General features: G+C 70.9%; 19 protein-coding genes and 1 pseudogene. 10 read left to right on the plus strand and 10 right to left on the minus strand.

Going from position 1 to position 22,011, the window contains the following annotated elements; genetic code table 11:
• Window positions 1–228 precede the first annotated feature (228 nt).
• The gene (locus tag RWE79_RS20695; protein WP_028810498.1) at window positions 229–432 is read right to left on the minus strand and encodes a cold-shock protein; all 204 of its coding nucleotides are present in this window, start codon (window positions 430–432) and stop codon (window positions 229–231) included.
• A gap of 308 nt (window positions 433–740) precedes the next feature.
• On the minus strand, window positions 741–2,972 hold the full coding sequence (locus RWE79_RS20700; RefSeq protein ID WP_475941558.1) for an MMPL family transporter: 2,232 nt from the start codon (window positions 2,970–2,972) through the stop codon (window positions 741–743).
• Window positions 2,973–3,320: 348 nt separating this feature from the next.
• Here RWE79_RS20700 and RWE79_RS20705 point away from each other — a divergent pair, with 348 nt between their 5' ends.
• Window positions 3,321–4,082, plus strand: a complete 762-nt coding sequence (locus RWE79_RS20705) for a DUF5707 domain-containing protein (protein ID WP_475941559.1) — start codon at window positions 3,321–3,323, stop codon at window positions 4,080–4,082.
• A 102-nt stretch (window positions 4,083–4,184) separates the two neighbouring features.
• Here the strand turns inward: RWE79_RS20705 and RWE79_RS20710 are convergent, their stop codons facing one another.
• The 3 genes from RWE79_RS20710 to RWE79_RS20720 form a co-directional block, all read right to left on the minus strand.
• The gene (locus RWE79_RS20710) at window positions 4,185–5,063 is read right to left on the minus strand and encodes a DUF3152 domain-containing protein (RefSeq protein ID WP_475941560.1); all 879 of its coding nucleotides are present in this window, start codon (window positions 5,061–5,063) and stop codon (window positions 4,185–4,187) included.
• Between the two features lie 327 nt (window positions 5,064–5,390).
• Entirely contained in the window at window positions 5,391–6,428 is a 1,038-nt protein-coding gene (locus RWE79_RS20715; RefSeq protein WP_475941561.1) for a LacI family DNA-binding transcriptional regulator, read from the minus strand.
• Between the two features lie 9 nt (window positions 6,429–6,437).
• Window positions 6,438–7,178: a nucleoside/nucleotide kinase family protein gene (locus tag RWE79_RS20720; protein WP_475941562.1), complete on the minus strand. Its 741-nt coding sequence runs from the start codon at window positions 7,176–7,178 to the stop codon at window positions 6,438–6,440.
• A gap of 411 nt (window positions 7,179–7,589) precedes the next feature.
• Here RWE79_RS20720 and RWE79_RS20725 point away from each other — a divergent pair, with 411 nt between their 5' ends.
• On the plus strand, window positions 7,590–9,053 hold the full coding sequence (locus tag RWE79_RS20725; protein WP_475945966.1) for a subtype B tannase: 1,464 nt from the start codon (window positions 7,590–7,592) through the stop codon (window positions 9,051–9,053).
• Between the two features lie 107 nt (window positions 9,054–9,160).
• On the opposite strand, the gene RWE79_RS20730 is transcribed toward RWE79_RS20725, so the two are convergent.
• The 3 genes from RWE79_RS20730 to RWE79_RS20740 all read right to left on the minus strand — a co-directional run bounded on the left by RWE79_RS20730 (window position 9,161) and on the right by RWE79_RS20740 (window position 11,882).
• The gene (locus RWE79_RS20730) at window positions 9,161–10,753 is read right to left on the minus strand and encodes a subtype B tannase (protein WP_475945968.1); all 1,593 of its coding nucleotides are present in this window, start codon (window positions 10,751–10,753) and stop codon (window positions 9,161–9,163) included.
• A gap of 167 nt (window positions 10,754–10,920) precedes the next feature.
• Complete coding sequence (locus RWE79_RS20735; RefSeq protein WP_475941563.1) at window positions 10,921–11,406, minus strand: hypothetical protein; 486 nt, start codon at window positions 11,404–11,406, stop codon at window positions 10,921–10,923.
• Window positions 11,403–11,882 carry a hypothetical protein gene (locus RWE79_RS20740; protein ID WP_475941564.1) on the minus strand — a complete coding sequence of 160 codons (480 nt, stop codon included), beginning with the start codon at window positions 11,880–11,882 and terminating at the stop codon, window positions 11,403–11,405. Before RWE79_RS20740 ends, RWE79_RS20735 begins: the two co-directional genes overlap by 4 nt.
• 39 nt (window positions 11,883–11,921) lie before the next feature.
• Between RWE79_RS20740 and RWE79_RS20745 the strand changes: the two genes are divergently transcribed.
• Window positions 11,922–12,932: a helix-turn-helix transcriptional regulator gene (locus RWE79_RS20745; protein ID WP_475941565.1), complete on the plus strand. Its 1,011-nt coding sequence runs from the start codon at window positions 11,922–11,924 to the stop codon at window positions 12,930–12,932.
• A 23-nt stretch (window positions 12,933–12,955) separates the two neighbouring features.
• On the opposite strand, the gene RWE79_RS20750 is transcribed toward RWE79_RS20745, so the two are convergent.
• Window positions 12,956–14,362: a glycoside hydrolase family 43 protein gene (locus RWE79_RS20750; RefSeq protein WP_475941566.1), complete on the minus strand. Its 1,407-nt coding sequence runs from the start codon at window positions 14,360–14,362 to the stop codon at window positions 12,956–12,958.
• Window positions 14,363–14,916: 554 nt separating this feature from the next.
• Here RWE79_RS20750 and RWE79_RS20755 point away from each other — a divergent pair.
• The 4 genes from RWE79_RS20755 (at window position 14,917) to RWE79_RS20770 (ending at window position 19,320) form a co-directional block, all read left to right on the plus strand.
• Window positions 14,917–15,285, plus strand: coding sequence for a hypothetical protein (locus tag RWE79_RS20755; RefSeq protein ID WP_475941567.1), 369 nt, complete (start codon window positions 14,917–14,919; stop codon window positions 15,283–15,285).
• 543 nt (window positions 15,286–15,828) lie between these two features.
• Window positions 15,829–17,397, plus strand: coding sequence for a CBM35 domain-containing protein (locus tag RWE79_RS20760; protein WP_475941568.1), 1,569 nt, complete (start codon window positions 15,829–15,831; stop codon window positions 17,395–17,397).
• 216 nt (window positions 17,398–17,613) lie between these two features.
• The gene (locus RWE79_RS20765; protein WP_475941569.1) at window positions 17,614–18,198 is read left to right on the plus strand and encodes a hypothetical protein; all 585 of its coding nucleotides are present in this window, start codon (window positions 17,614–17,616) and stop codon (window positions 18,196–18,198) included.
• A gap of 72 nt (window positions 18,199–18,270) precedes the next feature.
• Window positions 18,271–19,320 carry an NAD-dependent epimerase/dehydratase family protein gene (locus RWE79_RS20770; protein ID WP_475941570.1) on the plus strand — a complete coding sequence of 350 codons (1,050 nt, stop codon included), beginning with the start codon at window positions 18,271–18,273 and terminating at the stop codon, window positions 19,318–19,320.
• Window positions 19,321–19,342: 22 nt separating this feature from the next.
• Here RWE79_RS20770 and RWE79_RS20775 read toward each other — a convergent pair.
• Window positions 19,343–19,612, minus strand: a pseudogene (locus RWE79_RS20775) (sensor histidine kinase); the annotation flags it as partial.
• A 231-nt stretch (window positions 19,613–19,843) separates the two neighbouring features.
• Here RWE79_RS20775 and RWE79_RS20780 point away from each other — a divergent pair.
• The 3 genes from RWE79_RS20780 to RWE79_RS20790 are packed head-to-tail and all read left to right on the plus strand — an operon-like array spanning window position 19,844 to window position 21,977.
• Window positions 19,844–20,596 (plus strand): glycosyltransferase family 2 protein, encoded by a 753-nt coding sequence (locus tag RWE79_RS20780; RefSeq protein WP_475941571.1) that lies wholly within the window; start codon window positions 19,844–19,846, stop codon window positions 20,594–20,596.
• Window positions 20,593–21,300 carry a TIGR04282 family arsenosugar biosynthesis glycosyltransferase gene (locus tag RWE79_RS20785; RefSeq protein WP_475941572.1) on the plus strand — a complete coding sequence of 236 codons (708 nt, stop codon included), beginning with the start codon at window positions 20,593–20,595 and terminating at the stop codon, window positions 21,298–21,300. The genes RWE79_RS20780 and RWE79_RS20785 overlap by 4 nt, the downstream gene beginning before the upstream one ends.
• Window positions 21,297–21,977, plus strand: coding sequence for a class I SAM-dependent methyltransferase (locus RWE79_RS20790; RefSeq protein ID WP_475941573.1), 681 nt, complete (start codon window positions 21,297–21,299; stop codon window positions 21,975–21,977). Before RWE79_RS20785 ends, RWE79_RS20790 begins: the two co-directional genes overlap by 4 nt.
• The last annotated feature ends 34 nt before the right edge of the window (window positions 21,978–22,011 follow it).

Below are 22,011 nucleotides of genomic sequence, written 5' to 3' on the forward strand. Positions count from 1 at the left end.
TGCGGATGGGCAGCACGGAGAATCGCGAGAACGAGCCGGAAATAAAACGAAGCAAATGTGTGCCCGGCCGGCATAAAAGCGGCGGTTCATTCGCTGGAATGTGCGCGGATTCCGGAGTGCTTTCCGCGCGGGAATTATCACGGATGCGGGGGAGAGATGTCCCTCACATGCGACGAGCCGGGTCCCGCACCCCAAGGTGCGGGACCCGGCTCGTACTACGCGTCAGCGTCAGGCCGGAACGATGTTCTCGGCGGTCGGGCCCTTCTGGCCCTGCGCGATGTCGAAGTTCACCTTCTGGCCTTCGAGCAGCTCGCGGAAGCCCTGGGCGGCGATGTTCGAGTAGTGGGCGAACACGTCAGCGCCGCCACCGTCCTGCTCGATGAAGCCGAAACCCTTTTCCGCGTTGAACCACTTCACGGTGCCAGATGCCATGTCAAATCTCCTTCGGGGCAGTGCCCGGAGTCCGCACCTTGCGAGCTCCGTGTCGCCGCGATGATTGCCCCGTCCGGACAAAGACCGGAAATACAAAAGTGCTCCCAACGGTGGTGGTACCAACCGGTGGAGGCACTTGGAGTTTCTGGGAACCACAACTGCAACTGGGATAGACAATAGCACGGTGAGATGGGCCCCGCGTGGCGAAGGAATCTGCTCGGCCTGTTGTGTCAGATTCCTTCACCGCGCGTCGATCACATTTCTCACATCGTCGTCACAGATATTGGTTTGCCCGGAACGAAGTGTTTCTACGACGCCTGGGCTCCGACGGCCGTGGATTCCGGTGCCGCCCTGTCCTCGGCGGCCGGCGGGACGGCGAGCCGGCGGGTGAGGGCCTCGCCCTCCACATCGACGCGCGGCAGCGCCTTGTCCAGCAGGCGCGGCATCCACCAGGCGGCCTTGCCGAGCAGGGCGAGGACGGCCGGGACGAGTGCCATACGGACGACGAAGGCATCGAAGAGGACGGCGATGGCCAGTCCGAAGCCGATCATCTTGATCATGGATTCACCGGCGCCGATGAACCCGGAGAACACGGCCATCATGATCAGGGCGGCCGCCACCACGACGCGGGCGCTGTAACGGAAACCGGAGACGATCGCCTGGCCGGGCCGGTCGCCGTGGACGTACGCCTCCCGCATGCGGGCGACGAGGAACACCTCGTAGTCCATGGCCAGGCCGAAGACGATACCCACCAGGAAGATCGGCATCAGGCTCATGATCGGACCGGTCGACTCGACACCGAGCAGCCCGGCGCCCCAGCCCCACTGGAAGACCGCGATGACGGAACCGAGCGCCGCGAGCACCGACAGCAGGAAGCCGAGGGCCGCCTTGACCGGTACGAGGAGGGAGCGGAAGACCACCATCAGCAGCAGGACGGCCAGGCCCACCACGACGACGAGGTAGGGGATCAGCGCGTCCTGGACCTTCTGGGCGACGTCGATGTTCAGCGCTGTGGTGCCGGTGACCTCGAACTCGGCGCCGGTCGGGACCTCGGTCGCGGGACGTTCGGCCCGGATGGTCCTGACCAGGTCCTTGGTCTGCTCGCTGGTGGGCGCGGTGGCCGGGACGGCGGAGAACACGGCGGTGTCGCCCGCGCTGTTGAACCGGGCCGCGGAGACCGACACGACACCCTCGGTGGCGCGGATCTTCCGCTCGATCGTCCTCACCGCGGCCCTCGGGCTCCCGGCGCCTGCGCCCCTGGCGTCCACCACGATGGTCAGGGGCCCGTTGAAGCCGGGGCCGAAGCCGTGGGCGAGATCGTCGTAGGCACGGCGTTCCGTGGTGGAGGTGGGCTTGGACTCGGCTCCGGGCATACCCAGTCGCAGGTCCATCACCGGTACGGCGAGCGCTCCCAGGCCCGCGACCGAGGCCAGGAGCACGGGGACCGGGCGGCGCAGGACGAACCGCGCCCAGCGGCTGCCGCCGTTGTTCTCGCCGCCCTCCGCGGCCCTGCCGTGCTTGCGGGCGGAGCGGGACAGCACGGCCTCCGGCCAGAAACCGAGCAGGGCCGGGACCAGGGTGAGGGCGATGAGGACACCGACGACGACCGCGCCGGCGGCGGCCAGGCCCATCTTGGTGAGCATCGGGATACCGACGACCGAGAGCCCGGCCAGGGCTATGACCACGGTGAGCCCGGCGAAGACGACCGCTGATCCGGCGGTGCCGGCGGCCAGGCCCGCCGCCTCCCGGGGCGCGTGTCCCCTGGCCCGCTCCTCGCGGTAACGGGAGACGATGAACACGGCGTAGTCGATGCCGCACGCGAGGCCGAGCATCGTGGCGAGGGTGCCGGTGGTCGAGGACAGACCGAACGCGCTTGCCAGGGCCATGATCGAGGCCATGCTGACGCCGACGCCGATGAGCGCGGTCAGCAGCGGGAGCCCGGCGGCGGCCGGCGATCCGAAGGTCATCACCAGCACGGCGGCGGCGATGGAGATGCCGATCGCCTCGGCCGATCCGCCCGCCGAGGGCTGGGTCGCCAGCGCGTCGCCCCCGACCTCGACGGTCAGACCCGCGTCCTCGGCCCGGGCCACGGCGTCCTGGAGGTGGTTCCTGGTGGCGTCGGTGAGGTCGCCGGCACTCACCTTGTAGGTGACGGTCGCGTACGCGGTCGTGGCGTCCTCGCTCACCGCGCCGGCCCGGAAGGGGCTCACCGCGCCGGCGACCTGGGAACCGTCGGACGCCTCGGACACGAGCTCGTCCACCGCGGCGCGGTTGGCAGCCGCGGTCATCTTCTCCCCGTCCGGGGCGACGAACACGATCCGGGCGTTCGCCCCGTCGGCCCGGGCCCCGGGGAAGCGCTGCTCCAGCAGGTCGAACGCCTTCTGCGACTCGATCCCCGGCATGGAGTTCGTCGCGTCGGGGGCGGCGGGAGCCTTGGCGGCACCGAATCCGACGGCGGCCAGGACGGCCACCCACAGCAGGGCGACGTACCAGCGCCGCCGGAAGGCCAGACGGCCCAGTCGACAGAGAAAAGCAGCCACAGGAGGGTCTCCAAGGTCTGGTGTCAGGCACGTCGAGCGGGGTGAGCCGGGCTGCCCGGGGGTTCCGCCGGGCGCGGGGCACCGTGAACTTCCGGAATCAACGATCCCGTCACCCGCCCTCCGCCACGAGAGAGCGCACTCCCGGACCGGGGGTGTAACGCGCTACACCCCCGGACGGGGCCGCCTCCCCGGAGGACCCGATGCCGATACGTATGTCACGGGCGTGACCTGCTCTGTCACAGCCGTGAAACGGCGAGAAGCGGGACCGTGCGGCGTATGTACGCTGCGGACGTCAACACGACCCAGCCGGGGGTTTCTGGCGGGCCGTCACTTTCATCGTGGGGAATCATGCGCATACGTTTCGCGGGTCCGGCGCTTGCCTGTGCCATCGTCCTCGGTGGCATGGCCGCCACCCCGGCCTTCGCCGACACCGCCGTCAAGCCGACGATCGACAAGGCCACGGTCAACTCGCTGGTCTTCGGGACCACCGGCACCAAGACGGTCTCGGTCTCGGTGACCGCGTCCGACGACTCGGGTGTCAAGGGCGTCAAGATCGCCCCGTGGCCGAAGCTCATCGATCCCCCCACCGAGGAGGACGCCGCCGACTTCATCGACGCCACCTGCACGGCCTCCTCCGCGACGACCTCGGTGTGCACCTACTCCGAGAAGATCAATGTGAAGACCGATTTCGCCAACGAGCTGGCCGGCACCTGGTACCTCGCGGTCCAGGTCACCGGCAAGGACGGCGGCACGACCTTCGCGCCCAAGGCGACCAGCTCCTCCTTCAAGCGCCAGGACAAGCTGGCGGCCGCCAACGCCACCCCGGAGCCGGTGAAGAAGAACGCCACGCTCACGGTCACCAGCAAGCTCACCCGGGCCAACTGGAACACCAGCACGTGGCAGGCCCACACCAAGCAGAGCGTCAAGCTCCAGTTCCTCAAGTCCGGCACGACGACCTGGAAGACCGTCAAGACGGTCACCAGCTCCACCACCGGTGCCGTCAAGGCCAAGGCCAAGGCCACGGCGTCCGGCAAGTGGCGTTTCGTGTACGCGGGCAACAGCGTCTCCAGCGCGGTCACCTCGGCGGCGGACACCGTCAAGCTCAAGTAACACCAGCTGTAGTACGGGGCCCCCTGGCCCAGGACCCCCGGTCCTGGGCCAGGGGGCCCCGGCATACCCGCGCGTCACCGCCGTCCAACTCGCCGGGGTCGCTCATGCGGCGGCCGGTCCGGTGACGCGCTGTCCGTCGTCGTCGTAGGGCCAGCCGTTGATCACGCAGCCGTGCAGGCCCTTGATCTGCTGCATCATCACCGGCGCGGGCTGTCCGGGGCCCGGGCAGGTGACATGGTTCCTGCCCAGGCGGTGGCCGACCTCGTGGTTGACGGCCAGCGCGTGGTACAGGTCGGGCTTTCCCTCGTAGTACGGGGTGAGCAGCAGCCAGCGCTTGACGTTGATCACCACGTCGTAGCCGCCGCTGCAGTTGACCCAGCCCCCGGTGTCCAGACCGTATTTGGCGCAGATGTCGTCGGTGGTGCCGGGCGAGGTCAGATGAACGGTGAAGTCCACCGGCCCGGTGGCCACACGCTGGAAGGACCACTGACCGCCGGCGGTCCAGCCGCGCTCGGTGTTGTCGAGCACTGCGTCGACCTGACGCGCGAACTCCGACGCGTCCTGGCCCATGCCGCCCTCGACATCGACCGCGTAGCGCAGCGGCGTGCCGTGCCCGAAGGCCTTGGTGCCGCCGGTGGCACGGGTGAAGGTGCCTGTGCCGCGTTGGGGGAACGACGTGGATGTCGACGGTGACGCGGACGCGGACGGTGACGCGGACGGTGACGCGGACCGGGACGGGTGCGGGGTCAGGGAGGTGCGCGCCGACGCGGAGGGGGAAGCGGACGGGGCGGCCGCCGGGCGGCCGGAGGCGGCGAAACCGGATGTCACGCCGCCCCGCGCCATCAGCCCGGCACCGAACAGCAGCACCGTGACTGCCACCAGCCCCGCCAGGACGGTTGGCCGGGGCCGCCGGGTCCGGGACCGGGAGTGGCGGGCGCCGGGGCGGTCGGCAGGACGGAGGACGGTGTGTTTTCCGGGCACGGATGGCCGCCTTCGGTCGGACGGTCGGACGGGTCGGACGGTCACCGGCCAAGACTGGGCCTGCGATGTGATCGGACCTGGGCCGGTGCATGACCAAACCGCAACAGTCCGCGCCCATGGCGAGTCAGGCCGGGGTCCGGTGTCGGTGGCCGGTGCGACGATCTGTCGTGGGGGCGTTCTCCGCGGTCACCGCTCGGCGGCTGATGGCCGGGACGCGGTCCGTGGTGTCGTCCCTGTGGTCCCTGTCGTCCCTGTCGTCCGGGACGACGAACCCCGGCGGGACGGGTCACGACCAGGTGCCGCCCGCCGGACAGCGGTCGGCGGCGGTCAGGCCCCGGAAGGGGGGCAGCCGCAGGATTCCCGGTGCATGAGCGTGGGGCTGATGGTGACCTTGCGCGGTGGCAGGGACGGGGAGGCGATCCGGGACAGGGCCATGGAGACGGCCTGTTCGCCGATGGACAGCGCGGGCTGGGCCATGGCGGTCAGCCGGGGGTGGAAGAGGTCCGCCCATGCGAAGTCGTCGAACGCGACCAGGGCCATGTCGCGCGGAACCGCCAGACCGGCGTCGCGCAGAGCGCGCATCGCGCCGATCGTCATGCGGTTGTTTCCCACGATCAGGGCCGTGGGCGGTTCGGGAAGCGACAGGAGACGGCCGACGGCCGCTTCCGCTCCCTCCTCGCTGGAGTCGCCGTCGGCTTCGTGGCGTGCGTCGGCGTGGACCTCGATGCCGTTGCGGCGCAGACCGAGCCGGTAGCCGTCGCGACGCTCCTCGGTGGTGGTGAGCCCGGCACGTCCGGTGATCATGGCGATGCGGGTGTGTCCGACGGATGCCAGATGATCCACGAGGGTCGCGGTGGGTTCGGCGTTGTCGACGGCGACCTGGTCGACGGGGGCGGGGACGAAGCGGTCGATGGCGATGACGGGGACGTCGACCTTGCCGGCGTACCGGATGGCCTGCGTCCCGTCGCCGGAGGCGGCCAGGATGATCGCGCTGACCCGGCGGCGCAGTAGTTCGCTGACCGCCTTGATCTCGGTGTCGGCCTCGTCGTGGGTGTCCGCCAGCAGCACCGAGTAGCCGGCGGCGGAGGCGTGCCGGTCGATGCCGTGCACGACATTGCTGAAGTAGGGGTTGGACAGGGCGGACATGGCCAGGCCGATGGTTCCGTAGCCCGTGCTGTCCAGGGCGCGGGCGACCGGATCGGGGACGTAACCGGTTTCGGCGACGGCGTCCAGAACGCCGCGTACCGTCGCCTCGGCGACCGGCCGGGTCTTGTTGAGCACATGCGACACCGTCGACACCGACACACCCGCCCGGCGGGCCACATCGGACATGGTGGGTGTCTGCCGGGGGGCTCTGCCTGCCATGCCCGGAGCCTATCCAACCTCGCTGAGCACGAGATCGGCCCGCGTGACGGTGCTGCGGATGAGGGCGCTGGTGTTCTCGTCGACTCCCAGGGTCTTCGCCCGCGCGGCCTCCGGGGTGAAGCCGTAACCGATGTAGCGGCGGGTGAGCCGCTCGCGCCTGGACTCCGGGGCGGCGTCCAGGAACCAGCTCTCGTCCAACTGGTCTTTCACCTGCCGCCAGGGCCCCTGCGTGGACAGCAGGAAGTTGCCGTCGACGACGACCAGCCGGTGCCGCGCCGCGACTTCGATCGCCCCGGCCACGGCGTCCTCCAGGTCACGGTCGAACTCCGGCCACCAGACGCTGTTCCCGGTCCCGGTCTCCGCACGCGTACGGCGCAGGAACGCGAGGAAGCCGTCCGCGTCGAAGGTGCCGATCGTCCCCTTGTCGGCCGCCTGTCCCCGGGCCTCGATGACCTTCTGGGCGAGGTGGAATCCGTCCATGGACACGGTCACGGCCAGCCCCGGCCGCTCCTCCTCCAGCCGGGCCCACAGCTGTTCGGCGAAGGTGGACTTGCCCGCGCCGGGCTCTCCCACGATGCCGAGCAGCGCCCGCCCGGCCCGGGCCAGGTGCAGGGACCGCTCGACGAGGGCGTCCATGGACGGATGCCCGTAGAGGGGGATGTGGAGCGGGGTGTGGAGCGGGGTGTGGAGCGGGGCGCGACGTGGGCCGGCTTTCCCGTCGTCGGGGTCGCTGCCGCGCGGATGTCCCATGAGATTCCTTTCGGCCGGACAGGTCTCCGTCGACCTGCGAGGGGCTGCCGCACAACCTAGTTCGCGAAGACGCGTCCGCATAGACATTGCGCAAAGCTTTGCGACGCCTGGCCTGTGTATACACAATGAATGCGACGGAATTGTTGACGATATTTCAGACGGTGGCTAGGTTCGCACATGCACGATCGACCACGGTGCCATGCGCGGGCGGCGGGACAGGCGCCCGCGCCGGCGCTCCTGAACGGAAGCGGCCCGTTGACCTGCGACGCGCCCTTGTGCCGGACCGGCCGCGCGGAGCCGTCGCGTATGCCCTCCGGCGCGTGCGCACGGTCACTCGGCGGCATTCCGGACTTGCCGCGAATGGGAGAGAGATCAGTGAAGCTCAGGTCAGTGAAGCGCAGGACCGTCGTCATGGGACTCGGCGCGGCCGCAGGCACCGCAGCGGCCGGCTTCGGGGTGACGCCGGCGAACGCCGCGACCACCCGCTCGAAGTCCTCGGACTCCCTGGTGTTCGACAAGGACAACTACACGGAGCTGACCGTCACCGTCACGGGCGCCGACGGCGAGGATCACGAGGTGGTCTACCACTTCTACAAGGCGATCACCTACGTCGCCGAACCGGTGAACGAGACCTACCAGTCGCTCAACGTCAGCGTCCCCGTCAAGATCGACGGTACGGCCGTCGACGCCACCGACGCGCCCATCCTCCTCGCCAACGCGGTGGGCGGTTACCTGCCGTCGTCCACGTCGGCCGCCACCGGGATCGGTGCCGGAATGGGCCCCGGCCCCAGCCGCCAGCGGCTGGCCCTCGCGGCCGGTTACGTCGTCGTGGAACCGGGTGCCCGCGGCCGTACCCTGGTCGACTCGGACGGCGTCTACTACGGCATGGCCCCGGCCGTGATCGTGGACCTCAAGGCCGCGGTGCGGTACGTGAAGTTCAACAAGGGCCGCATCCCCGGCAACGTGCACCGGATCGTCTCCGCCGGCACCAGCGCCGGCGGCGCCGTGTCCTCCCTGCTCGGCGCGTCCGGCGACAGCCCCGCCTACGACTCCTACCTCAGGGAACTCGGCGCCGCCGACGCGAGCGACGCGATCTTCGCCACCGGCGCCTGGTGCCCGATCACCGACCTTGAGCACGCCGACATGGCGTACGAGTGGAACTGGGGAACCAACCCGCTGAACAGCGGCTCGCTGGTCGACCAGACCGTCTCCAATGACCTGAGCACCGCGTACGGCGGCTACCTGGCCTCCCTGAAACTGCGGGCGAGGGGCTTCGGCGCCCTCACGGCACGCAACCTCGACGAGTACCTGGTGAAGACCCACCTGGAGCCGTCGGCCACCAGGTACCTCGCCGCGCTGTCGGACACGGACCGCGCGACCTACCTCGCCGCGAACACCTTCATCACGTGGTCCGGCGGCAAAGCGACCTTCTCCTGGGCCGACTTCCTCACCCACGTGGGCCCGCGGAAGAAGAACACCCCGGCCTTCGACGCCTTCGACCTGTCCTCGGGCGAGAACAACGAGTTCGGCACGGGGACCACGAAGGTCCGGCACTTCACGCTGTACAGCCTGCGGCACGAGAGCGGCGCCAGCGCACGGCTCGACAGCGACATCCCCGAGAAGCTCGACCTGATGAACCCGATGCGCCACCTGGTCGGGGACGCCAACCCCAACCGGTCGAAGCACTGGTGGATCCGCCTGGGCACCAAGGACAGCGACACCGCGCTCACCGTCGCCGGCAACCTCGGCGCCCGTCTGGAGGACCTGGGCGACGAGGTCAACACCGCGTACTACTGGGACGCCGGCCACGGCGCGGACCAGGATCCCGGCGACTTCATCACCTGGATCGCCACGGTCTCGGGCTACGCCAGGTAATCCCACCCCGCCGCCGACCCCGCCGCCGACCACGACGCCGGGCCCGGGCACAACGCGGGCCCGGCGTCACGGCGTTCACGCGCGCCGCGCCCGGCGGCGCCGGAAGGCTACTTCTTGTACCCGGTCACCTTGGCGATCCAGGTGATGAAGTCGCCCGGGTCGGTGTTGGAGCCGTGGCCCTCGTCCCAGTAGTAGGCGGTGTTCACGTCGTCACCCAGGTTCTCCAGGCTCGTCGCGAGGTTGGCGACGACCGTGAGCGAGGTGTCGCTGTCCTTGGTGCCGACGCGGATCCACCAGTGCTTCGAGCGGCCGGGGTTGTGCTTCTCGATGAAGTGCATCGGGTTCATCAGGTCGAGCTTCTCGGGGATGTCGCTGTCGAGCCGCTTGCCGGTGACGCCGGTGGTGTCGTTCTTGAGGCCGTACGCCGTGAAGTGGCGGGCCTGCGTGGTGCCCTTGCCGAACTCGTTGTTCTCGCCGGCGGACAGGTCGAAGGCGTCGAAGGCCGGGACGGACTTCTTCCGGGCGCCCACATGGGTGAGGAAGTCGGCCCACGAGAAGGTCGCCCTGCCGCGCGACCACGTGATGAAGGTGTTCGCGGCGAGGTAGGTCGCGCGGTCCGTGTCCGACAGCGCCGCGAGGTACCTGGTGGCCGACGGCTGGAGGAAGGTCTCCACCAGGTAGTCGACGAGGTTGCGCGCCGTGATGGTGCCGAAGCCCTTGGCGTGCAGCTTGAGGGAGGCCTGGTACTCGTCGAACTGGGAGATCAGGTCCTTGGAGACGGTCTGGTCGACGACCTTGCCGGTGCTCTGGGTGACATTGGAGCCCCAGTTCCACTCGTAGGCGCCGTCGGCGTGCTCCAGGTCGGTGATCGGGCACCAGTCGCCGCTGGCGAAGATCGCGTCGCTCGCGTCGGCGGCACCCAGCGCCTTGAGGTACTTGTCGTAGGCGGGGCTGTCGCCGGACGCGCCGAGCAGCGCGGACAGGGCACCGCCGGCGCTGGTGCCGGAGGAGACGATCCGGTCGGTGTTGCCCGGGATGACGCCCTTGTTGGCACGCACGTACCGCACCGCGGCCTTGAGGTCCACGATGGCGGCCGGGGCCGTGCCGTAGTAGTCGCCGTCCGAGTCGGTCAGGGTCCGGCCGCGCGCGCCGGGCTCCACGACGACGTAACCCGCCGCGAGGGCCAGCTTCGGGAGGCTGACCTGCTCGCCGCCCGCGCCCAGCATCGCGTTGCCGCCGGACTGCACCTCGCCCGTGCCGCCGCTGCTGGACGCCGAGGCGCTGGGGGCGGCGCCGCCGGTGGCACCGGTGGGCGCGCCGGTCATGCCGCCGCCGCCCACGCCGGTGGCGTCCGCGACGGACGACGGCAGGTAGCCGCCGACAGAGTTGGCGAAGAGGACGGGGGCGTGGGTGGCGTCGACAGCGGTGCCGTCGATCTTGACGGGGACGCTGACGTTCAGGCTCTGGTACTTCGCGTCGACCGGGTCGGTGACGTAGGTGATGGCCTTGTAGAAGTGGTACGTCACCGACTTGTCGCCGTCGTCGGTGGTGATGGTCGTCGTCAGTTCCGTGTAGTCGTCCTTGTCGAAGGCCAGGGCGCCCGCGCCCTTCCCGGACCCCGAGCCGGTCGCACTCGTCGCCTGCGCGTTCCAGGCGACACCGCCGACCGCGGCCCCGCCGGCGGTCGCGCCGAGGCCCATGACCACGGTCCTGCGCTTCACTGCCCTGTGCTTCACTGGTCGCTCTCCTATGCCTGCGCGCGGCGCCGTCCGCGGTCCTGTGCTTGCGGACTCAAAGGTAGGGAGGGCGTCCCAGAATTGTTTACAATTTCCCTGATGATTTGATGAACATCATCTGGGTGGCCGGGTCAGGCCGGGTCAGGCCGGGTCAGGTCAGGTCGGCGGCGGGTGAACTCCATGATCCAGTTGGTCACCCAGGTCTTCTCTCCGTCCAGGGAGAACGCCTGCTCCCAACGGGCGGAGTCCTCGGTGATGTCCGACCAGACGAAGCGGGCCCGGATCTTCGTGCCCGCGTGGACGTCGTCCCCGTAGAACTCGCCCCGGCCGTCGGCGAACCGCCCGACCACCGGTGGGAACAGCGTGCCGGTGCGCGTGCTGGACCAGTACAGGGACCACTGGTCGCGCCCGGGGTCGTACAGCCGCAGGGTGAGCCCCGCGAAGCCCTTCGTCGGGAACCCGATCTCGTCGAAGCTCGCCCCGCCGTCGAAGTGCCGGGAGGCGCGGCTGACCGCCGGGAACTCCTCCCATTCGGCGGACCCGTCGAGGAAGTCCGTACGCCACCGGTTGGCGACATCCCAGGTGCCGGTGAGGAAGTCGAAGCAGGTGCGGGTCATGAGCGGTCCCCCGTGGTGCCCTCGGGAAGCGAGTCGGCGAGATAGGCGTCGAGGTCGGGACGATCGGGCGCGAGCATGTGCCGTACCCACGCGTCGCGTTCGTGGAGGATCGGCGGCAGCTCCCAGACGCAGCCGATCAGCGACCGGTCCAGCCGGACGAAGTGTGCCGGGTCGCTGTCCGGGCAGCCCAGCACCGGCTGCCCCGCCACCGCCCCGCCGAAGTGCAGGACGTTGTCCCAGGCCCAGCTGTACGCGTTGAGGTAGGCCCCGTCGTCCCCTCCCCGGTGGAGGACGACGAACGTCGCCGGCGGCGTGCCGTCCGGACCGGGCAGCAGCCCGGGGAGCATGGCGTAGGCCGCTTTCTCGACCTCGGGATCGATACCGGCCGGGTCCGCGGTGACGTGATAGCGCTTGATCCGGCGGCCGCCCACCTCGATCGGCGGCGGCACCCGGAGCAGTTTCTCGGTGAAAGTCATGGCTGGACCGTAGAGCGACTTCACTGACATCTTGTGTCAGTGAAGTCGAGCCGCCTTCTGTCGATCCTTCTGCTGCTGCAGACCAGGGGCCGGATGACCGCCACCCGGCTCGCCGAGGAGCTGGAGGTGTCGGTCCGGACGGTCTACCGCGACATCGAGTCGCTGCACGCGGCAGGCGTGCCGCTCTACGGGGACGCCGGGCACTCCGGTGGCTACCAGCTGCTCGCCGGCTACCGCACCCGGCTCACCGGCCTGAGCGCCGGGGAGGCGGAGGCGCTCTTCCTCTCCGGCATCCCCGGACCCGCCGCCGAACTCGGTCTCGGCCCGGCCCTCGCGGCCGCCCAGCTCAAACTCCGTGCGGCCCTCCCGCCCGAACTGCGGGCGCAGGCCGACCGCATGCGGTCCCGCTTCCACCTCGACGCGCCGGGCTGGTACGCGGAGGACGACGACGTCCCGTATCTGCCGCAGGTCGCGGACGCGGTGTGGCACAGCCGGGTGCTCGACATCCGCTACCGCCGCTGGCAGGCGCCGACCGATGTCGACCGACGGCTGGAGCCGTACGGCCTGGTACTCAAGGCGGGCCGCTGGTACGTCGTCGCGGGACCGGAGCCGGGACCGGAGCCGGGACCGGGACCGGAGCCGGGACCAGGTCCCGAGCCGGGACCGCGTACGTACCGGGTCGACCAGATCCTCGAACTCACCGTCCGGGACGAGGAGTTCCAGCCCCCGGAGGACTTCGACCTGGCCGGCCACTGGCGCCGCTACCAGACGGACTTCCACGCCCGCCTGCACCGGGGAGAGGCGGTTGTCCGGCTCTCCCCGCAGGCCGCGTCCCGCCTCACGGGAGCGGCCGCCCGGGCCCTGGCCGACACCGGAACCGCCGAACCGGACGGCTGGACCCGCGCGGTGCTCCCCATCGAGTCGCTCGACCATGCCCACAGCGAGTTCCTCGCCCTGGGCACGGACGTCGAGGTCCTCGGACCACCGCGACTGCGGGCCCGCATCGCCGGGACATCCCGCGCTCTGGCGGCTCGCTACGCCTCCGGCTGACCCCGCCGCCGTTCCCCGTGCGGTCAGTAGCCGACGTAGAAGGTGGCGTCGGCCTTCTCGGCCGTGGTGGATACCGGGTCGATGCGCAGGGAGTAGTTGTAGTGCCTGATGTAGCGGTCGGGGTAGTTGTAGGAGCGGAACGAGGTCCAGGTGGCGTCGGCCAGCCCGGCGGCCTTGGAGAAGGTGGCGTCCTGGGCGAAGGCCGTGGTGCCGTCGTTGACGTCCAGTCGCAGCTGGTAGTCGTAGTGCCGCAGGTAGCGGGTCGGGTAGTTGACCGACTGGAAGGAGACGGCGGTGGAGTCGGCCAGACCCGGGACGATCTTCCACTCGGAGTCGGTGTAGGGGTCGAACGGGTAGGTGTCGATCAGGCCGACGAAGTTGGAGTGCCGCCAGTACCGTGCCGGGTAGTTGTAGGACTTCAGCCGGTTCCAGGCGGGCTTGCCCCAGGCGGTGACCAGGTTGTCGTACTCCGTGCCGGTGATCGGCTGGATGGTGCCGTGCTTGGAGTTCACCGGCTGGGTGTAGAGGCGCTGGTCGAGGGCGGTCCAGGTGCCGGCGGAGAGGTCGGTGGTCTGCCAGGCGTAGAACACGCCGTTGGGCGTGTAGGTGTCGCCCCACAGATACCAGGTGCTGGAGCTCTGGGACTTGACCAGGATGGGGGCCTCGGTGCCGCCGTGGGCCGCGCCCGTGTTGAAGACGGTGAAGCTGCCGGGGTCGAGTGAGGTGGAACGGGCGCCCACCAGTGTCTCCGCGTTGTTCTTGAAGTACAGGTAGGTGACGCCGTTCACCCCCACCGCCATGTCGCCGTCGATGACGTCGTAGCCGGGGTCGAAGAACGACACCCCGGTCGTCGCCGTCACGAAGTCGGTGGTGTAGCTCACCATGATCACGTTGTGCCCGGTGCTGTTCACGGATGAGTAGATGACGGCGTACTGGCCGCGGGAGGCGTCCCAGAAGGCCTCGGGTGCCCAGCTGTGGGTGGCCATGTCGTGCAGCTTCAGCAGGCGGTAGTTGGTGAGCGAGCGCAGGTCGGCGGAGTCCCAGACGTGGATGTACTGGCTCTGCTGGGTCCAGTCGGTCCCCTTGAGGTTGGTCGCGAGGATCACGAAGGTGCCGTCCTGCTTGCGCAGGATGAACGGGTCGCGCAGACCGCCGTAGCCCCCGGTCGGGGTGACGACGGGGTTGTTCTGGTTCAGCGGCATCCACTGCAGCCCGTCGGTGCTGACGGCCAGGTGTAGGCCGTAGTCCGAACCCAGTCCGTTCGGGGACTCGGTGAAGTAGCCCATCACGTACGGCGTGCCGGTCGCCGCCCGGGCGGCGGGGGCACCGATCGTCAGGGCCCCGGTCATGGACAGCGGGACTGCCGCTGCCATGCCGAGGAACAGCCGACGCGACGGGCGGGGGCCGCTGGGCTGGGGCTGTGCGCTCATCTGGTCTCCAGGGGACGCGCGGGTGGGGGCGTTGTGCGCAGCAGGCAACCCATCTACGTTCGGTATCTCGAACGTAATTCGACGGGTCGGCCAGACCTTAAGCGGAGGCTGACTATGCGTCAATAACCTGGACAACTTCCGTCCCACGGCACGCCCATCGGCGCTGACACACCACCAGAATCGGCCGTGCCGGCACGCTGGACCGCAGCAGCTGCCTCGGAGGGCGGGGCTCCGCCGTCGCCGTGAACAGGCGGGCACGGGGCGCGCCTGGCTCCCTCGCCGTGGCTTCGCGCTCATGCCGTCGCAGGGGTTGGGCCCGTGCGTGGGCGGGCGCCGCGGACGTGTCGGGTGGCCGGCCGCTTCCCGGAAGGCGCGCGACCGCGGCGGTGCGCATGTCCGCCGGTGACGCACCAGGCCAAGCATCCATGTCGCGTCGCTGTCACTCCGATGGACGCGTCGAATGGCGTCCCGTCCGCACCCTTCCTAGGGTGGTCGCCGAGCGCTCCGGTGTTCGAATAATCGAACACATCGAGCCTTCAAGAGGAGGTTTCGACATGAACCGCTTCAAGCTCTTCCTCCTGGCCCTCGCATCAGTCCTGACCATCGGTCCGGGGCTCCCCGCAACCGCGGCGGCCGCGGCTCCGCCCAGGCCGCCGGACAGCGCGGCCCCGGTTCCCGGCGGTGGCGACAGCGGCGCCTTCGAAACCGGCGACTGGATCCACGTTTCTGTCGGCGGGTACGGCTCCGCCTATGTGTACTGCCCGTCAGGCCGCACTCCGACCGGTGGCGGCGGACACTCGAACGGGACTGTCAAGGCATTCCTGACCGACTCCTACGCGGTCGCTGACAACGGCTGGTTCGCCCAGTTCTACAACGCGGACACCACCAGCGTGTACGTGCAGGCGTACGCCCGCTGCGCGTGACGGCGAGGCCACCCGGAGACGCCGTTCCTTCGCCTCGATCGGGCGAGCCCGCCCCCACCCGGCCCGGAGTGGGGGCGGGCTCGCACTGTGTCCTGCTCGTCAAGAACGTGGTGCTGCTCGGAAACGTGGTGCCGCTCGGACGGCCGGAGCCGTTCGGTGTCGACGGCGGAGCCGAGGCCGGCCGCGAGCGTCGGTACCGCGGGCCGCCGGGCTGCCGCCGTACGCACGCCGGCGGTGGCGTGCCAGGTCCACGCCGGTGAGGGCAGCCGGTCGTCGTGCACCGCGCCGGGCGGGGCGAGCCCGCATGCGCGGCCGGGCTTCTCCCGGTCAGCCATGCCATTCATGTCTATGAACAAAAATTACGTACATGGCTGTTGACGTGCCCATGGCCGCTCCCTAGCGTCGGGTGAAAGCGCTTTCCGTCTGTGTGTGCCAGGTACGACCGCGGGCCCTCTTCGCGCACTCGACCAGATCAGACCTGCCAAACCAGACACCGCACCTCTGTCAGGCGAACAGACGACTCACCGACCTGGAGGCACAACGATGCAAGCGAGACCCCTCATAGCGTGCGTCAGCCTGTTAACCGGCGCGCTCGTCGCGCTGTCCGGCAACGCGGCACAGGCCGCGTCCATCCGTTACGAGGCCGAGAGTTCCCCGGCGGTCTGCACCGGCACCATCGACTCCGACTGGACCGGCTTCTCCGGCAGCGGATTCTGCAACGGCACCAACGCCGCGGGCGCCACCGCGCAGTTCACCGTGACCGCCGCCGGCGCGGGCACGGCGACACTGAACATCCGCTTCGCCAACGGGACCACCACGGCACGGGCCGCCGCCGTCACGGTGAACGGCTCGGCGGCGACCTCGGCGTCGTTCGAGGCCACCGGCGCCTGGGGGACATGGGCGACGAAGACGCTGACGGTGCCGGTCAGCGCGGGCAGCAACACCATCGTGCTCAACCCGACCACCTCCGCCGGCCTGCCCAACGTCGACTACCTCGACGCGGACGTGTCCGCGGCGACGACAGGCACCGTCCTGTACGTGTCGCCGAGCGGCACCGACAGCGCGGCCGGAACGGCGTCGGCCCCGACGACACTCACCTCGGCGATCAGCCGCATCACCTCCGGCGGCACGATCTACCTGCGCGGCGGGACGTACAACTCCTCGTCGACGGTGACCATCCCGGCCGGAACCGACGGCACCGCCGGCGCGCGCACCACGCTGTCCGCCTACCCGGGCGAGACCCCGGTGCTGGACTTCTCGGCCCAGAGCGAGAGTTCGTCGAACCGCGGGCTCCAGCTGAACGCCTCGTACTGGCACGTCTACGGCCTCACCGTCCAGCACGCGGGCGACAACGGGATCTACGTGGGCGGCAGCAACAACGTCGTCGAGCGCACGGTGACGGCGTACAACCGCGACACGGGGCTGCAGCTCGGCCGGATCTCCTCCAGCACCCCCAGCGGCCAGTGGCCGTCCAACAACCTGATCCTGAGCGCGGAGTCGCACGACAACGCCGACTCCGACGGCGAGGACGCCGACGGCTTCGCCGCGAAACTCACCACCGGCACCGGGAACGTCTTCCGCTACGACGTGTCCCACAACAACATCGACGACGGCTGGGACCTCTACACCAAGACCGACACGGGCGCGATCGGCCCGGTGACCATCGAGTACTCCCTCTCGTACAACAACGGCACCCTGACCGACGGCACCGTGAACGCCAACGGCGACCGCAACGGCTACAAGCTCGGCGGCGACGACATCGCGGTCAACCACGTCGTCCAGCACAGCGTCGCCTATCACAACGGCCATCACGGGTTCACCTACAACAGCAACCCCGGCACGATGGCCATCTCGAACAACGCCAGCATCGACAACGCCGAGCGCAACTTCTCGTTCGACGCCGGTACTTCGGTGTTCCGGAACAACACCTCGTGCCGGTTCGGCGTCAGCGGGTCGAACGACAAGACCATCGGCGACGCCGACAGCTCGAACCAGTTCTGGACCGGCTCGAACGGGTCCCGGTGCTCCGCGTACTCCGGCGCCCTGGGCTGGTCCCTCGCCTCGGACGGGCACCTCGCCGTCACCTTCGGCGGCGCCGTGGTGACGCCGTAGCGGATCAGCTCACCAGGAATGGTCCGCCGTACGGCCGGCGAGGGCGCTCCGCCACCTTCGCCGGCTGTACGGGAGACGGAGCAGGGCGCAGCGGTGGCCTGTTGCCCGCACATGGGGACAGACCGGTACGGGGACGGGCGGAGCAGCGCCTTACGATCCGCTTACGCGGGCGGTCCGGGCCCCTTTCCGGTGCGGCCCCGTTCCTACGATCGCCGGGTGCGAACCTCACGTACCGCCGCGCTTGTGATGACCCCGCCGCTGCTGCTGGCCGCGGTCGGTCTGGTCCACCCCCAGGCACTGAACCCGTCCACGGCCGCTCACTGGGCAGGTCTCCATGTCCTGCTGCTGCCGGTCTTCCCGCTGCTGACGATCGGTCTGCTGGTGCCGCTGTGGGGCCGGCCACGACACGATGTCGTCGGGGCGGTGACGGTCGTCGCCTGGCTGGGGTGTTTCGTCTTCGCGGCCTACTACACCGGTCTGGACGCGGTGGCGGGCATCTCCGCGGGTACGGTCGCCGAGCACGGGGCGGCCGGGGCGGTGCGCCCGCTGTTCGCGATGGGCGACGCGCTGGGGCACGCCGCTGTGTACGCCCTGGCCGTTGCGGCTCTTGCCACCTGCGCCGTGCTGTTCGTACGCCATGGTGTGCGGGTGGTTCCGGGGGCCGTGGTCCTGTTCGCGGCCTGCTGGTCGTTCTTCGGCAGTCATATCTTCTGGCCCCGGGGCGTGTTCACCATGCTGGGGTTCGCGGTGGCGTTCGGCCTGCTGGCCCGGACGGCGGGTACGGATCGGGCCGCCGCCTGAATTCCTTACGGACCGCTGACGGCCGGGCGCGGGAGCTCCCGTGGGCCGGGGCGCGTCCGTAACGTCGGCTTCATGCTGGTACTTGTCACTGGAGGGGCGGGCTTCATCGGCTCGCAGATCGTCGCCGTTCTCACCGGCGCGGGCCATGACGTCCGTGTCCTGGACGCCGTGCTGCCCGCCGCGCATCGAATGCCGCCGCCGGTTCCGGAGGGGGCGGAGTGGCTGGAGGCCGACGTGCGGGATCCGGCGGCGGTGGAGGAGGCGCTGCGCGGCGTGGACGCGGTCTGTCACCAGGCCGCCATGGTGGGGCTGGGTAAGGATTTCGCCGACGCTCCGGAGTACGTGGCCTGCAACGACCTGGGTACGGCGGTGCTGTTGGCCGGGATGGCCCGGGCGGGGGTGGGGCGGCTGGTGCTTGCCGGGTCGATGGTGGTCTACGGCGAGGGGCGGTACGAGTGCGTGCGGCACGGGGTCGTGCGGCCGGGGCCGCGCCGGGCGGCCGAGTTGGACGCCGGGAGGTTCGAGCCGCCGTGCCCGCGGTGCGGTGAGCCGCCGGCGCCGGGGCTGGTGGATGAGGAGGCGCCCGCGGATCCACGGAATGTGTACGCGGCGACCAAGCTGGCGCAGGAGCATCTGGCGGCGGCGTGGGCGCGAGCGGTGGGCGGGCGCGCGGTGTCGTTGCGGTACCACAACGTCTACGGTCCCGGGATGCCCAGGGACACGCCGTACGCGGGGGTGGCGTCGCTGTTCCGGTCGGCGCTGGCGCGGGGTGAGGCGCCGCGGGTGTTCGAGGACGGGGGCCAGCGGCGGGACTTCGTGCACGTACGGGATGTCGCCGCGGCGAACGCCCTGGCGCTGTCGGGGGCGGAGGATGGCCCCGAGGGCGCTCTGCGGGCGTACAACGTGGGCAGCGGCGAGCCGCACACGGTCGGTGAGCTGGCCGCCGAACTGGCCCGTGCCTGCGGTGGGCCGGCGCCGGTGACGACGGGGGAGTACCGGCTGGGGGATGTCCGGCACATCACGGCGTCCTCGCGGCGGCTGCGCGACGAGCTGGGGTGGAAACCGGAGGTCCGGTTCACCGATGGGGTGGCGGAGTTCGCGAGGGCGTCGCTGCGGGGCTGACCGCGCCGGAGGCGCGGGACCGTCACACGGCGGCGGGGAGACGGACTTCGAAGCGGCAGCCGCCCGGCACGTTGCGGACGGCGGCACGGCCGTGGTGGGCCTCGACGATGCCGCGCACGATGGCCGGCCCGAGCCCGGCGCCTGCCGGGGGTGTGCGGGCGTCGGTGCCGCGCCAACCGGTGTCGAAGACCCGGGGGAGTTCCTCGGGCGGGATGCCGCCGCAGCCGTCGGTGACGGACAGTACGACGGAGTCGGCCTCGCGGTGCGGGGTCACGGCGACGGGGCCGTCGGCGGCCCGGTCCACGGTGAAACCGGCGTGGTCCGGACAGGTGGCGACGACCTCCGGGACAGTCGGGTCGTCGTCCACCACCAGGACACGGGACCCGGGTGCTGCGATCGGTGCGCTCACGTCGTCGAGTGTCACACCGGGGACCCGCCGGGGCGGCCCGCGCCTGGGGGACGTCCGCGTTTCGTAAGGACCGGATTTCCGAGATGCCCCTTTCGTCTTCGTAAGGTGTGAGGGGTGACAGAGACCTCTCCGCCTTCTGAAGGCGTCGCTCCCGCCGGATCCCTCGTCGACGTCGTGCTGCCCTGCCTGGACGAGGCCGCGGCCCTGCCCTGGGTGCTGGAACGCATCCCGCCCGGCTGGCGGGCGATCGTGGTCGACAACGGTTCCACCGACGGCTCGGCGGAACTGGCCGCCTCGCTCGGCGCGTACGTCGTCCGCGAGCCCCGCCGGGGCTTCGGCGCGGCCTGCCACGCCGGGCTGAGCGCCGCGACGGCGGACGTGGTGTGCTTCTGCGACTGCGACGCCTCCCTGGACCCGGGCCTGCTGCCCTCCGTCGCCCGGCCGGTGACGGAGGGCACCGCCGATCTCGTGCTGGGGCGGCGGCGGCCGACCGTACGCGGTGCCTGGCCGCCGCACGCGCGGCTCGCCAACCTGGAACTGACCCGCCTCATCCGCCGCCGCACGGGCCTGCGGCTGCACGACCTCGGCCCGATGCGCGCCGCCCGCCGCGAGGCCCTGCTCGGCCTCGGCCTGACCGACCGCCGCTCCGGCTACCCGCTCCAGATGCTGGTCCGGGCCGCCGACGCGAACTGGCGGGTCCGCGAGCTGGAGGTCCCCTACACGCCGCGCGTCGGCCGTTCCAAGGTCACCGGCACCTGGCGCGGCACCTGGCACGCGGTGCGCGACATGCGGGCGGTGCTCGCCGAGCCTCCGGCGCGGCCCTGGCAGCCGCACCGGACCGTCGACGCGGCAGGGGCCGTCCGGTGAACGGCACCCTGAACGGCACCGTCAACGGCACCGTCACCCTGCTGGTCATCGCCAAGGAGCCGGTACCCGGCCGGGTCAAGACCCGGCTCACGCCCCCGTACGCCCCCTGGCAGGCCGCCGCCCTCGCCGAAGCCGCGCTGGCCGACACTCTCGACGCGGTGCTGCGCGCCCCGGCCCGGCGCCGGGTCCTGGTGCTCGACGGTTCGCCGGGCCCGTGGCTGCCGCCCGGCTTCGAGGTCGTACCGCAGGCGGTGGGCGGCCTCGACGCACGGCTCGCGGCGGCCTTCGCCCGGTATGACGACGGGCCCGCGCTGCTGGTCGGCATGGACACCCCGCAGGCCACCCCGGAACTCCTAGCCCCGGCCCTGGCACCGGGCGGGTGGGACGGCTGCGACGCGTGGTTCGGCCCGGCGGCCGACGGCGGCTTCTGGACGCTGGGCCTGAGCCGGCCGGCGCTGGCCCCCGGGCTCATCCGGGGTGTGCCGATGTCCACCGCCCGCACCGGCCGGATCCAACGGCGCCGCCTCACGGACGCGGGCCTGCGGGTACGCGACCTGCCGCCGCTGCGCGACGTCGACACCGCCGCCGACGCCGCCGAGGTCGCGGCGGCCGTACCGCGTTCGCGCTTCGCGGCGGCAGTGCGCCGGTTCGCGGCGGGCGCGGCGGGCGCGGCGAGTCCGGTACTGACGGACGCCGTTCGGTGAGCGGCACCGATCTCACCGAGCTCGTCGAGCTGCCGGCCGATCCGGCCGGGCCGTGGATCGACGATCCGTACGGGCACGCGCTGCGCACCGGGCGCGGGCCGCTGTTCCTGCGGCGCTCCGACGGCTGGCTGCTGCCGCTGGAGGTGGAGCGCTGGTGCGCCGAGCCGGACGCGGCCGATCGCACGCTGTTCAGCCGCTGCCGGGGATCGGTGCTGGACATCGGCTGCGGTCCCGGACGGCTGGTCGCCGCCCTCGCCGGGCACGGGCGGACGGCGCTCGGCGTGGACGTCAGCCCGGCCGCTGTCGCCCGTACCCGGGGCGCGGGCGGGTCGGTGCTGCGGCGTTCGGTCTTCGACCGCCTTCCGGCGGAGGGACGCTGGGGCACCGCACTGCTCGTCGACGGCAACATCGGCATCGGCGGCGACCCGCACGCCCTCCTCGTCCGGGTCCGCCGGCTCATCGCCCCCGGTGGCCGCCTGCTCGCCGAGGCGGCCCCGCACGACGTCGACGAACGGCTCACCGTCCGCGTCCAGGATGCCCGTGGCCGCCACGGCCGCGACTTCCCCTGGGCCCGCCTCGGCCCGACCGCGCTCCTGCGCACCGCCACCCTCACCGGCTGGACCGCGGTCGGCCAATGGACCGCCGACGGCCGCACCTTTGTCGAGCTGTGGGGATGACGCGGGGCCGCCCGACGCCCGTGAGGCGGGCGTG

Source organism: Streptomyces sp. RLA131 (genome assembly GCF_056270125.1).